At 35.5% G+C, this 13,689-nt stretch carries 9 protein-coding genes; 8 read left to right on the top strand and 1 reads right to left on the bottom strand.

Features of this window, described 5'->3' with window-relative positions:
* The first annotated feature begins 158 nt into the window (after positions 1-158).
* On the top strand, positions 159-857 hold the full coding sequence (locus GHT08_RS14060) for a membrane lipoprotein lipid attachment site-containing protein (protein WP_163582021.1): 699 nt from the start codon (positions 159-161) through the stop codon (positions 855-857).
* A 306-nt stretch (positions 858-1,163) separates the two neighbouring features.
* Here GHT08_RS14060 and GHT08_RS14055 read toward each other — a convergent pair whose 3' ends face one another.
* Positions 1,164-1,607 (bottom strand): YndM family protein, encoded by a 444-nt coding sequence (locus GHT08_RS14055; RefSeq protein ID WP_163582020.1) that lies wholly within the window; start codon positions 1,605-1,607, stop codon positions 1,164-1,166.
* Positions 1,608-1,751: 144 nt separating this feature from the next.
* On the opposite strand from GHT08_RS14055, the gene GHT08_RS14050 reads away from it, so the two are divergent.
* The 7 genes from GHT08_RS14050 (at position 1,752) to GHT08_RS14020 (ending at position 13,492) form a co-directional block, all read left to right on the top strand.
* Positions 1,752-2,747: an NADPH:quinone oxidoreductase family protein gene (locus GHT08_RS14050; protein WP_163582019.1), complete on the top strand. Its 996-nt coding sequence runs from the start codon at positions 1,752-1,754 to the stop codon at positions 2,745-2,747.
* 561 nt (positions 2,748-3,308) lie between these two features.
* Positions 3,309-4,877: an extracellular solute-binding protein gene (locus GHT08_RS14045; protein WP_163582018.1), complete on the top strand. Its 1,569-nt coding sequence runs from the start codon at positions 3,309-3,311 to the stop codon at positions 4,875-4,877.
* 213 nt (positions 4,878-5,090) lie between these two features.
* Positions 5,091-7,421, top strand: coding sequence for a helix-turn-helix domain-containing protein (locus tag GHT08_RS14040; RefSeq protein WP_163582017.1), 2,331 nt, complete (start codon positions 5,091-5,093; stop codon positions 7,419-7,421).
* Positions 7,422-7,761: 340 nt separating this feature from the next.
* On the top strand, positions 7,762-9,210 hold the full coding sequence (locus GHT08_RS14035; protein WP_238343580.1) for an extracellular solute-binding protein: 1,449 nt from the start codon (positions 7,762-7,764) through the stop codon (positions 9,208-9,210).
* 122 nt (positions 9,211-9,332) lie between these two features.
* Positions 9,333-11,621: a glycoside hydrolase family 95 protein gene (locus GHT08_RS14030; protein ID WP_163582015.1), complete on the top strand. Its 2,289-nt coding sequence runs from the start codon at positions 9,333-9,335 to the stop codon at positions 11,619-11,621.
* A 16-nt stretch (positions 11,622-11,637) separates the two neighbouring features.
* Positions 11,638-12,681, top strand: coding sequence for a pectinesterase family protein (locus GHT08_RS14025; RefSeq protein ID WP_163582014.1), 1,044 nt, complete (start codon positions 11,638-11,640; stop codon positions 12,679-12,681).
* 544 nt (positions 12,682-13,225) lie between these two features.
* Positions 13,226-13,492 (top strand): alpha/beta-type small acid-soluble spore protein, encoded by a 267-nt coding sequence (locus GHT08_RS14020; RefSeq protein WP_018933005.1) that lies wholly within the window; start codon positions 13,226-13,228, stop codon positions 13,490-13,492.
* The last annotated feature ends 197 nt before the right edge of the window (positions 13,493-13,689 follow it).

Raw genomic sequence — 13,689 nt, 5'->3', positions numbered from 1 at the left:
ATACATGGTAGAATATTTGTTGGATTGTATTTCCTTCTATGGGAAGGTAAGGTATGGCGAATATGAAGTACTCTTGAAGTAAAATCTTTCTGCCAGGAAACTATTTACTAGCACCATTACGAGAGTTTATCAAAGCATGATGCAAGGAGAGAAATAAAATGAAAAAATACATACTATTTATATTGATAGCATTAGCAGCATTCTTAACAGGATGTAATGATGATGAAAGTAGCAGTGAAAACTCAACAAACGAAAACGAACCAGATACAGAGGAAGTAGCTGCAGAAACAGAAGAATCCGATAGTACTTTTGACCGGATAGATATAACATTAGAAGGAGAAACGAGTTTAGTACATAAGGAGTTTGATGATGTAGAAGTATCATATGAGTTGAAAGATGCCTATTACCTAGATGGTATACCGCAAGAGTTGAAAGAAACTGTTTGGGATCTAGACTTTGGAAGTGGTTATTATGATGCACTAATATTTATTGAAGCCGAAATTGAAAATTTAACAGATGAAGAAGATGTATCACTGATTCCATGGCAATTAGCTCATATTGACAGTGAAGAGATTCTGGATACGGAAGGTGAAGTACCAAACGTTATGTTTGAGACGCATCACTTGGCAGACGAGGATGACGGGGTTCCATTAGATTTAGCAGAACAATATGATTTAATAGAATATGGAGAACGTGCTTCATTAGATTCGCATGAAAAAGTAGAAGGTTATTTCATGATGACAACGAAAAAAGAAATATTAGACAAATTCGAAGATGGTGAGTTGGAATTACGGATGCCATCTACTTGGGGAAGCAAAGAAGATTATCCGCCAATGGAAGTACATTTTGCTCATTAATTTTTAAGGGGAATCCATTTCAAAATAAAATAGAACACTTCGAGAGAAATAATAAACTGTCTAGTGAGAGTGCGAGCTACTTTCCTAGACAGTTTTATTTTTGGATGATTTCTCTAGAAAAACTGCAGATTAAAGTCGAAAAATGTAATTAATACAGAAAATATGTATTAATACATAATATTACTATTTTCTGTAAAACACACCCTAAGTTTCTAAGTGAATCAGGCTGTATATACTTGGGGATAACCATCGAATCGTCTGACCATTGTTGTGCAGTTATAGTTTAAATGCTTAAGGTTTTCCTAATTACTTATCGAATTTTTCATCTTTTGGTGGTTGTTCTCCTAGCTCATCAGATATCTCAGTTTGGTACTGTAACTTTCTATCCATTGGCCCTTTATCATTATCGGGCAAAATTTGATTAGCTAAATAGCGATGGAAGAATACCTCAAATACACCAACAGCTAATGCTGCAATCGTAGTAGCTGTAAAAATGTTATCAGTTACCGCCATACCATCAACAAACATAAATATAATTAACCATGCTATGAAAAAGTCTGCTACAGTCGCTAGTGTATTATTTGTTCTAGGTAATATCAATAGGTCCCCGATTACATAAGCAGCTAATCCTAACACGGCAGTCAAAAGGAAAACCTCACCGAAAGTCATTCCATACATTAATCCAAGGATAAGATATAGAAGAACTAGAGAAGCTATAAACTTAATCAACAAAGCACTTACATGTTTCATGCAAATTCCTCCTTTTGTTCATATTGTTTATTCCTTCTAAAAAAATATACATTACTTTATCACGGTCCCTCATAATTGATGTCAACCACAACAAATGATATGCTTTGGATAAATTTCGCATATGTTTGTCAAGGAGGACTAATGATGTCAGAAAAATTTCAAGCATTAGTTGTAAATAAACAGGATGAAGAATTTTCAGTTCATATGAAAGAGCTAACCTTTCAGGATTTACCGGAGGGAGAAGTGCTAATCCGTGTTCATTATTCCGGAATAAACTATAAAGATAGCCTCGCAACGATTCCAAACGGCAATGTTGTCAGCGATTATCCGATGATACCTGGGATTGATTTAGCAGGTGTAGTAGTTTCATCTGATGATCCACAGTTTAAAGAGGGAGACGAGGTGATCGCGACTAGCTATGAGATAGGCGTATCCCATTATGGAGGGTACAGTAAGTATGCACGTATTCCATCCAAATGGATTGTTCCACTTCCAACAGGGCTTTCTCTTAAAGAAGCCATGATTATCGGGACAGCTGGTTTTACTGCGGCATTATCTGTTCAACGTTTAGAAGAAAATAATCTATCACCAGAAAAAGGAAAGGTGCTTGTCACAGGTGCAACTGGTGGTGTTGGCAGTTTTGCGGTAGCCATTCTTTCTTTACTCGGTTATCAAGTAGAGGCTAGTACCGGGAAGGAATCTGAGCGTGATTATTTGCGTAAACTTGGGGCGAATACAATCGTTTCTCGTGAAGAAGTATATGACGGGAAAATAAGAGCTTTAGCAAAACAAAAATGGGTAGCAGCCGTTGATCCAGTCGGTGGCGAACCACTAGCTTCTGTCTTAAGTCAAATCGAATATGGAGGTTCGGTTGCTGTCAGTGGGTTAACCGCTGGGACAAAACTGCCATCTACTGTTTTTCCATTTATCTTAAGAGGGGTTAATTTGCTAGGGATTGATTCTGTTTATTGTCCGATGGCAACACGTTTGAAAATATGGGAACGTTTAGCGACTGATGTAAAATTAGCTAATTTAGAGGAGTTTGTTTCTCAAGAAGTTAGCTTAGAAGAACTTCCAGACATTTTGCCAACCTTATTGAAGGGACAAGTTAGAGGGAGAATACTTGTGAAATTAATATAATGTCGATAGAAGGGTACCGGATAAGTGGACGGTACCCTTCTTTTTACAAGTAGCCGAGCCGCCTAAAAGTAAGAAAATATAAGATGTGATAAAGTCTATATAATGGAAATAGCCGTTAACTAAAGAAATATTGTGAGCAAATACCATTTCCAAATGAAGCTTGATAAAAGCATTTTCCTATTTCCGATATTGTCTAATGTCCTTCTATTAGGATAATTATCATTGAGAATTGAAAATAATCATTAAGTAACAAAATGCCGAACTAGTGATCATTGGTTCATCAAATTAGTTTTTAAACGTTGTCATACAATATTTTAAAGTTGTGGACTAATGATTATATACAATGATCGCAATTATTCTTAATATAAAGTTATATAAAGCAATAGCTAGCAATTGTTTTGGAGGGTGCCGAAATTTGATATCAGTTTGGTATTGCAAGAAGGAAAAGCATTTTTAATCTAGCTAGTTGAAATCTCTGAAAATGAAAGCGTTATCTCAAGAGAGGATGGTTACATTATTAGAATTTATCAAGAAATTAGAAAACAGGAGGGATTACTTTTAATGAAATCGAGTAAATTTTTATTTGTTTTAGTTGCTCTTTTCATGTTTGTATTATTAGCAGCATGTACTGAAAATGACTCAACAAGTGGTGAAGGAAACAATGACGGAAATAATAACAACGGTAATACAGGAAACGAAAATATCAAACAAAATGATGAAGAAAAAGAAGAGGAGCGTTATACAATTGAAGCAATGTTTAATCTTCACACTCCTGAAACTCCTAGTGAATATTTATTAGAACTAATTCAAGATGCTACCAACACAAACTTAAATATCCAGTGGGTTCCAGACTCGAGCTATGAAGAAAGATTAAATGCGGCTTTTGCGACTAACTCATTACCTCAAGTTTTGCCGATGGGTTTTAATATGTTTAATCAATATAAGGAGGCCATTCGAGAAGGGCAATTCTGGGAAATTGGACCTTATCTCGAGGAATATGAGAACTTGAGCAAATTAAATCCAGATATACTTAATAATACAAAAGTCGATGGAAAGATATATTCACTATATCAGGGTAGACCATTATCTCGACAGGGACTTATTTATCGTAAAGATTGGGCAGACAACTTAGGCCTTGAAGCACCAACAACTACCGATGAGTTTTTTGAAATGGCAAGAGCGTTTACAGAGGATGATCCAAACGGAAGTGGAGAAAATGATACATTTGGTTTAACGGACCGTAATGACTTAATTTATGGAGCTTTTAAAACAATATCCTCATGGTTTGGAACTCCTAACAATTGGGGAGAAAAAGATGGCCAATTGCTACCAGAATTCATGTTTGATGAATATATTCAAACTATGGATTTTATTAAAGAACTGCACTCAAATGGTTACATGAACCAAGATTTTGCCGTAACAAGTAAGACGGATCAATCAGCCTTATTTAAAAATGGCACTGCAGGTATGTACGTAGGTTCTATGGGAGATGTAATGGGTACGTATAATGATGCAAAAGATATTATCCCGGATATAGAGTACGATGTCCATAATCATATTGAAGGGCCACATGGTGAATTTGGTATATGGGCAATCCCAGGTTACGGAAGTGTTATATTATTTCCTAAAGCTGCAGTTGAAACCGAAGAGGATTTGAGAAACATTCTATCATTTTATGATAAGTTAATGACGCCAGAAGTGGCTAACCTTCTTATATGGGGGGTAGAAGGAGAGCATTATGAAGTGGTTGATGGTGGCGCTCTTCCTATAGAAGAAAACCGTCACAAAATCGATTCAGAAGTACATCCTTACCTTTCTTTAGAAATCGGGGAACCTGAAACAAATGGACGTCACGAATTGGTGGCAAATTATGAACCGAAAGTCAAGGCGGATCGATTAATTCGTGAGAATAATGATTATTTAATCCATGATCCAACGATTGTTCTAGATTCTGCGACTTATGTTAGAGATGGGGATAGATTGCAACAAATAATTGACGATGCAACCTACCAATATATGCAAGGTCAAATTGATTTAGACGGTTTTAATGATGCAGTGGAACGATGGAAGAATGAAGGTGGGAACGATATTATTGCAGAATTCAATGAATCAAGGGATGAAATTAACTGAAGAATGCCAAAGTGAAGCTTGGAACTGGAATAATCTTTATAACTAAGCAAATGAGACCTATAGATATTAGTAATTGAAAAGTCTTAGCCTGTTAATGGGCTAGTGAAGTTTAGAATCGATAGTGACATAAATCGTATCCAAAATGTGTTAATACCTTCACTAATCCGCTTAGGTCAATGTATAAAGGTATTTTGAAAAAGGGGATATATGCCTATGAGTAAAATCTTTAATAATCATTACTATAAACTGATTGCTCTTCTCATTATTTTAAGCACAGTACCAGTTATTATTACTGGTACTCTTTCTTATTGGCAATCATCTAAAGCTATCATCGATTATTCTAATGATGAAAAAAAGCAAAATATTTACCAGGTCAAAACAAATATTGAACAGGCCCTACAGTATATTGATTTATCTACCAGTTATTTTGTGCGTCCCTCCCAAACATCAAGTATTCTAAGAACTAATATGGATGCAACATCTTATAATGATTTACGTAATTTAAAGCGTGACTTAAGCCATATCCAAACATTAGAAAAGAGTATTGAAGATGTTGTGTTTATTAATTTTAACAAAAAATGGTTAATCAATAATAACGGGTTAACCCATTTAAATGACAGTACCTACGGAAATATAAGAACAAGTTACATGCAAATTTCTGGAAAAACAAATTGGATATTAGAGGAAGCAGATGAAATAAAGTTTCCAAATGCCCCCCAAAAAAGTTGCTCTCATTATATTAACCTTGTAAAGAAATTACCTATATTAACAAGTAAACCTTCTGGAATTATAGGAGTACTTATTCCTACTTGTGAGTTAACAAAAATAATTGATCAGCGAAGTGAAACTGATTCATACTTAATACTAGATGAAAATAATCAAATTATCGCTCAGAATACTTCGAATACGCAAATTAACGAGAGTGAACGTATTCCAAATTCTTTACTGGATGAGATCAATCATAATGATTCTGATGGACAATTTGAATACGAATTAAATGGAGTTACTTACCAAATAAATTATGAAAAATCTAATTATAATGGTTGGACATATTTATCTTTTGTCAAATTAAGTGAAATACACGAAAAATCTAGTTCTATTGCTATTATTACGATACTTGTTTTGTTGATATTACTCAGTATTTCGATCTTTTTTGCTATTTTAGGAAGTAAACATCTATACAAACCGGTGAAAAAGTTGAAAAGAATAGTTCACTCTAATCAAGGAGAACAATCATTAGAAGAAATAGACGACGAATTTGATCTTATTGAAACGCATTTGGAGCAATTATTAAATAAAAATAATCAATTGGAACAACGCGTACAATATTATGTGCCCCAATTAAAGCAATTGTTTATGATAAGGTTAATACAAGGAAAGGTAAAAGAGGATGAAATCTCTGCAAAATTACGATCATTGCAATATAAAAAAGAGTGGACATGGTTAACGATATTTTCATTGAAAATTGATTTTACAGAAATGGGAGATAAAAAATTTAATAAAATGGACCAAGAGTTAATTTTATTTGCTATAAATAATTTGATGGAAGATATTATTTCGCCGCATGAAAGATTTACGCCTATTGTCGTGAATGATACGCAATCAACCATCCTTTTAACAGATCATTTAAATGAAGCAGAATATACAAGGTTTATCAATCAAAAAGCAGAGTTTATCCAAAAAAAGGTGAACGAGCTTTTTCAATTAACTATTAGCATAGGTATTAGCAGGCGCTACAAGTATCTTCATGAAACGAAAAAAGCCTATAGAGAAAGTGATGAAGCACTAAAATATCGATTGAAAATGGGGCCAGGCTCTATTATATTCTATGATAATTTGAATCGAGAACCTATCAATCTAGTGCCATTCCCTGCTGCTATCAATCATCAAATTCTTGATGCTATAAAAATGACTGATAAAGAAAAGGCCATCCAATTGGTTATAGATTTCTTTAGATATATAGATCAACATGATGTTTACGATTTCCAATTTGATGTAATTCTTTCTAGATTTTTGTATGATTTGTTTGAATTAAAAGAACTCCTTGGCGTTCAGATAGAACACTTTGATTCCACAAGGGAAATTACACATTATCAACATTTAAGCTCCTTAAGGGAAATAAGGGATTGGGTGCTATATGATATCACGCTTCCTTTAATTGAAGAGTTAAAATATAAAAATGATAATAAAGATAGAAAAATTTCGGATACAATTATGAGAATGATACATGAAAATTACAATAAAGAGATCTATCTCGATGCTATTGCTGCAGAATTACATTATAATGCAAAATATTTAAGTAGCATTTTTCAAAAAGAAACCGGATATACCTTTAGTGAATACCTGTTACATTATCGTTTGGAAAAAGCAAAAGAGTGGCTGATAACAACATGTAAGCCTGTCAAGCATATTGCGGAAGAACTAAAGTATAATAATCCCCAGAACTTTATCCGTTCTTTCAAGAAGATGGAAGGTGTAACACCTGGGAGGTATAGAGCTATATATAGAAAAGAAACGAAGGAAAATAATACCGCCAATACTTAGCTAGTAAATCTAATTCTGTGGGGTTTTTATTATGGTGCTAAACGTCTGTAAGAACCCCACTGATCATAGTCTTACTTGTAATAAAGTTAATCTTCTATTTTTAACTATCATCAGATATAAAATATAATCATTTTGTTATATAGTGCTGACTCATGATCATTCCCCCTCCAGACTATCGTGAAAACGCTTTATTAAACGTGTTTTAAAGTCATAGACAAATGATTATGTACATTGATATTAATCATTCTTAACATGAAAGTTGTACAAAGCAATATTATAAAATAATTTTTGGAGGGTGATACACTTGAAAGGATGGAAGAGATATTTAGGAGGAGTATTTTTGATACCTCTCCTGTTAATTATTTCAGCATGTAGTGATAACACTTCTGACAGCAGCGGAGATGATGAAGCATTTTCATTCTCTATAATTGCGGGGCTTCACACCCCGGAAGTACCAAAGGAAAAGGTGTTAGAGGAGATTGAAGCAAAAACGAATGTGGAAATAGATGTTCAATGGATTCCAGCTTCTAACTATTATGATCGTTTGAATTCATCTTTTGCAACTAATTCATTGCCAGATGTCATTAATGTTGGTTCTCAAGAACTTACCCAATATCGTGATGCTATTGAAGATGATCAGTTTTGGGAAATTGGTCCATACCTTGAAGAATATGAAAACTTACAGAAATTAAAAGATGATATTATAGAAAACACAAAAATTAATGGGAAAGTGTATGGTCTATACAATGGCATTTCTTTATCTAGACAAGGATTAATTTATCGTAAAGATTGGGCAGATAACCTTGGGTTAGAGAAACCAACAACTACCGATGAAATAATGGAAATGGCTCGAGCCTTTACAGAGGAGGATCCAGATGGAAATGGAAAAGATGACACGTTTGGTTTAGCTGACAGAGGAGACTTAATTTATGGTGCATTTAAAACGGTCTCTTCATGGTTTGGTACACCAAACTACTGGGGAGAAAAAGACGGGGAGTTATTACCAGAATTTATGTTTGATGAATATATGCAAACAATGGACTTTTTTAAAGAACTACGTGTAAACGGATATATCAATCAAGACTTTCCGGTAACGAGTAAAACTGATCAGAGAGAATTCATAACAAATGGATCAGCAGGTATGTATATAGGTGCAATGGGTGATGTAGGAAGTCTATACAATGATGCGGTCGCTAATGATCCTAATGTGGAATTTGATGTGCATAACTATGTAGAAGGATCGGATGGAGAGTATGGTGTGTGGTCTTTACCTGGATATGGAAGCTTAATGCTTTTTCCAAAGAGCTCAGTAGAAACAGAAGATGACTTGAAAAAAATTCTTTCCTTTTTTGATAAAATGATGACACCTGAAGTATCCAATTTGGCTAATTGGGGAATAGAGGGGGAACATTATGAAGTTGTAGACGGTTTAGCAAAAACAATAGTAGATTCGGGTGTGTTTGATCGAGAAGTCAAACCATATGCAGCATTGTTAATCGGTGAGCCCGAAACCAGAGGTAGTTATGAAGCCTTAATCGACTATGATGTGAAAGCAAAATCAGAAGAATTGATAAAGGATAATGAAAATTATTTAATTAATAATCCTACCGAGCCATTGTATTCCGAAACGTTTGTACAGGATAATTCTATGTTGCAAGAGATTATAACAGATGCAACCTATCAATATATGTTAGACCAAATAGATAAAGAGGATTTTGAGAGTGCCGTAGAGGATTGGAGATCTCAAGGTGGTGATGACATTATTAAAGAATTTAATGCTTCAGAGTGAGTAGCTAAGCTCTTCAATAAGCTTTAACCATTCAAGATTCATTAGGGTTCTTGAGACAATAATATTAAGAACCCTAATTATATTTTAAAATTTTACAATAGAAATTAAACGAGGTGTTAAGTATGACTGATCAGAAAAAAATAATGTGGTATAAAGAACCGGCAAAGAACTGGAATGAGGCGTTACCTATTGGTAATGGCAGGCTTGGTGGCATGGTTTTCGGGCAAGTGACAAAAGAGAAAGTACAGTTAAACGAAGATACGGTTTGGTATGGAGGACCACGTGATCGAATTAATCCAGATGCGCTTCCTAACCTATCTAAAGTAAGAGAATTGCTTTCTCAAGGGAAATTAACGGAAGCAGAAGAATTAGCAAAGCTTTGTTTTTCTGGAATTCCAAAATCTCAACGTCATTATGAACCATTAGGTGAGCTAATCATCCAATTTAATAATGCAGATACCACTGATTATTATAGAGAATTAGATTTGAATAATGGAATAGTAAAAACAAAGTACCGATCGGAAGGCATAAAGTTTCAAAGGGAAGTGTTTACGAGTTATCCAGATCAAGTAATGATCATGAGGATTACTGCTTCGGAGGAAAGTGCCATTTCATTACAAGCAAATATAGATAGAGGGAATACAAGGAACTTAGATTCTACCAAACCTCTTTTCTCTAATAGTATAGTAATGAATGGAGAAACAGGTGGAAGGGATGGCATTGCTTTTTCAGCCGCTATGAGGGTGAGTGCTGATGATGGGACTGTTCAAACGCTTGGTAATCGTATTTGTGTGAACAATGCGAGTGCAGTGACTATTTTGTTATCGGCTGCGACGACTTATCGATTCCCTGATCCAGAAAAGCGGTGCTTAGATATAATAGCATCAGCTGAGAAGAAAAGCTATCAAGACTTAAAGTCAGCTCATATAAAGGATTATCAAACCCTGTTTCATCGAGTGGAGCTGGAATTAGAGGATCAACAGCGGATAACATCATTGCCAATAAATGAGCGATTAGAAAGGATGAAACAAGGGGAAACAGATATCGACTTGATCAATACATATTTTCATTTTGGTCGCTACTTAATGATTTCATCAAGTCGACCAAATTCATTGCCTGCGACATTACAAGGAATCTGGAATGATAACATGCTTCCGCCTTGGGATAGTAAGTATACGCTAAATATCAATGCCCAAATGAATTATTGGCCGGCAGAAGTTTGTAATTTATCAGAATGTCATGAGCCATTATTTCAACAAATTGAAAAAATGCGGGAATCCGGGAGATTAACAGCTCAGAAGATGTATGACTGTCGTGGATTTACCGCTCATCATAATACCGATATTTGGGGAGATACCGCACCGCAAGATATCTACCCACCAGCAAGTTATTGGCCAATGGGAGCCGCATGGCTTTGTCTTCATTTATGGGAGCATTACGAATATAACGGTGACAAAGATTTTTTAGCAAAAGCTTATGATGCGATGAAAGAAGCAGCTATATTTTTCGTCGATTTCCTAGTAGAAAATCAAGACGGATACATGATCACCACCCCTTCGGTATCACCAGAAAATTCATATAAGTTACCAAGTGGAGAGATCGGGAAAATGTGTGAAGCACCGGCGATGGACAGTCAAATTCTCCATGCACTTTTCTCTAATTGTATCGCAGCAAGTGAGGTTTTAGAAACTGACAATGAATTTCGTGATCACCTATTGTATCTAAGGTCAAAGCTACCTGAAATTCAAATCGGAAAGTATGGTCAAATTCAAGAGTGGTTGGAAGATTATGAGGAAGCGGAACCAGGTCACCGCCATATTTCTCACTTATTTGCTTTACATCCCAGTAATCAAATATCGCCAATTACGACACCGAAATTGGCGAAGGCAGCCGAAGTGACATTAAATCGTAGATTAGAGCATGGCGGTGGGCATACAGGTTGGAGTCGAGCATGGATTATCAATATGTGGGCACGTTTATTTAAAGGAGAGGACGCCTACGAAAATATTAAGGAGTTGTTAAAATCATCTACTCTACCGAATTTATTTGACAACCACCCGCCGTTTCAAATTGATGGGAACTTTGGCGGTACAGCAGCAATCGTTGAGATGATCGTCCAAAGTCATCAAAACGAAATTCATCTATTACCAGCTTTGCCTAATGATTGGAGAACTGGTTATGTGAAAGGGATAAAAGCCAGAGGTGGATTTACGCTAGAAATCAAATGGCAGGATCATCAATTAATGTATGTCCATATAAAAGCGTCACAATCAAGGGTCTGCCGTCTTAGGATAAGTCATCCATTTAAGGTCAGCATTGATAAAGGAGAAATCTCTCAACTGGAAACAGGTTTGGTTGAGTTTGATGCAAAAAAGGATCAGTTGTATCAATTAACTTTCAACACTAATTAAGATAGGTGGAAAAAGAATGAATAATAAAATAAAAACTATAGAACAGCGTTATAGTCTGCAAATCGACTATGTCGTAGATCAACATTATTCAGAAAAAGAAGAGGAAAAGTATCAGGAAAAAGAAGTATACTCCTCTATACAAAAGGCTTTAGACAGTGTTAAAGAAGATTCTGCAACCATATTTATTTCCGAGGGGGTGTTTTATGAAAAAATAGTAATAGAAAAGCCTTCGATTACATTAATAGGTGAGGGCCGAGACAAAACCGTTGTAACGTATGATGTGGCAAGTGGTACAGAAAAAAATGATGGTACGACATATGGCACATTTGGCAGTGCTAGTGTCACCGTTAGAGAACCGAATTTTACTGCGATTAATATGACCTTTGAGAATAGTTTTGATTACATAAATGAATATCGAAAAAGAGATGATGATCCAACAAAAGTTTCTCATATCCAAGCAGTTGCCTTTCGTACCACAGATGAAAGTGATAATGTGATGATTGAACATTGCTGCTTTCGAGGTTACCAAGATACGTTGCTTGTAGATGCCGGTACACATTACTTTACAAATTGTGTAATTGAAGGTGCGGTTGATTTTATTTTTGGTAGTGGTCAGACTGTATTTGAAGCGTGTGATATTGTGTCATTAGATCGAGGTGAAACGGAAAACAATGGTTTTATTACCGCTGCGAGCACCTCCATTGATGTTCCGTATGGTTACTTATTTGAGTCATGTAAGCTATTAAAAGAATCAACGGATATGGCAGATGACACAGTATACCTAGGAAGGCCATGGCATCCTGGTGGAGATCCAGATGCCCAGGCTAGTGTATTGTTTTATCACTGTAACATGGAAGCTCATATCAAAGCTCAGGGATGGACAGAGATGGGTGGATTTTCTCCAATGGAAGCACGGCTGTATGAATATAGTAGTCAAGGTGCCGGAGCCATTTTGAATGATAAGAGGAGACTCTTAACTAAACAAGAAGCAGAACGGTTTCGTGACTACTTGCGAGATTGCTGTGTAAGGAATAGAAAAATTCGTTATTCTCCGCTATGAGAAGGAGCACAAGCTGTTCCAATATTCCATCATTACTACCAAAGTAATCGACATCTAAATAGTATTTAATAATGACCGGCGATGTTTGCCGGTTTTTCTTATTTGTATGGAGAGTATAAAATTTGCGCAGATGTCCAGCTCCGAGCGCCCAAAAACTAGGCGACTTCACGAATCGCACTACGATAAGTCATCATCGGTTCGCAAGCTCCCCGTGATTCCTTTATCTCAGTTGATTAGCTCCAGCCGCTACGTTTTTAAGCGGGCGCTCTGCGCTTTTCTTGTTTTCCTCTTCTATAGAGCTTATTTTAACCTTGATGTAGCCAAATGATACTCATAAATTCTGGTTAAATGCAAAACATAATATTAAAGAGAGGGTTACAATATGGTAATGAGTAAATGAAAACAATGAAGGATAGTGAAAAGTAGCGAATAAATGTAAAAAATCCGGATTCTGATGATAGAAAATACGATTGATGAAAAAATAAAAATGATAAACTAACGAGTCATGCTGGTGGAAACTATTCCAGGAAAGGATATGAATAAAATGGCAAAAAGGAATAAAATACTTGTTCCAGAAGCTCGAGAAGGATTAGACCAATTAAAAGCAAAAATAGCTAATACAAATGATCCCCAAAAAGCAAAGTATGAAGTGGCAGCAGAACAACATGTATCACTTGAGCAAGGCTATAATGGGAATATTAAGGCTAAAGATGCTGGAAAAATAGGTGGACACATAGGTGGTAATATGGTCCAAGAATTAGTCAAGATGGGGCAACAACAGCTTCAACAAAATCAAGAAGATTCTAAGTAAAAGGGTCAGTTTAATCAAAGGAAGCCAAAGCGGTTGATCCTACATTTAATAGGTGAAGGATGAACCACTTATTTTAAAAAAGTCCCCTAGAGGGATCATTTAGAATATATTATCTGGTTCACTTTAAAAATATGCTAATTTTCATTAATGCTTTGATACTGTGATTTAATTTTATAAATGTTCACCAGAAAACTCGT

Source organism: Gracilibacillus saliphilus, from assembly GCF_010994085.1.
GTDB classification, from domain to species: Bacteria; Bacillota; Bacilli; order Bacillales; family Amphibacillaceae; genus Gracilibacillus; species Gracilibacillus lacisalsi.
Note: the sequence above shows the minus strand (reverse complement) of the source record. Positions and strands in the feature narration are given on the sequence as shown.

Coding starts and splice junctions, on each gene's coding strand:
- GHT08_RS14060 (WP_163582021.1), top strand. CDS start 159: ATGAAAAAATACATACTATTTATATTGATAGCATTAGCAGCATTCTTA.
- GHT08_RS14045 (WP_163582018.1), top strand. CDS start 3,309: ATGAAATCGAGTAAATTTTTATTTGTTTTAGTTGCTCTTTTCATGTTT.
- GHT08_RS14040 (WP_163582017.1), top strand. CDS start 5,091: ATGAGTAAAATCTTTAATAATCATTACTATAAACTGATTGCTCTTCTC.
- GHT08_RS14025 (WP_163582014.1), top strand. CDS start 11,638: ATGAATAATAAAATAAAAACTATAGAACAGCGTTATAGTCTGCAAATC.
- GHT08_RS14020 (WP_018933005.1), top strand. CDS start 13,226: ATGGCAAAAAGGAATAAAATACTTGTTCCAGAAGCTCGAGAAGGATTA.
- GHT08_RS14055 (WP_163582020.1), bottom strand. CDS start 1,607: ATGAAACATGTAAGTGCTTTGTTGATTAAGTTTATAGCTTCTCTAGTT.
- GHT08_RS14050 (WP_163582019.1), top strand. CDS start 1,752: ATGTCAGAAAAATTTCAAGCATTAGTTGTAAATAAACAGGATGAAGAA.
- GHT08_RS14030 (WP_163582015.1), top strand. CDS start 9,333: ATGACTGATCAGAAAAAAATAATGTGGTATAAAGAACCGGCAAAGAAC.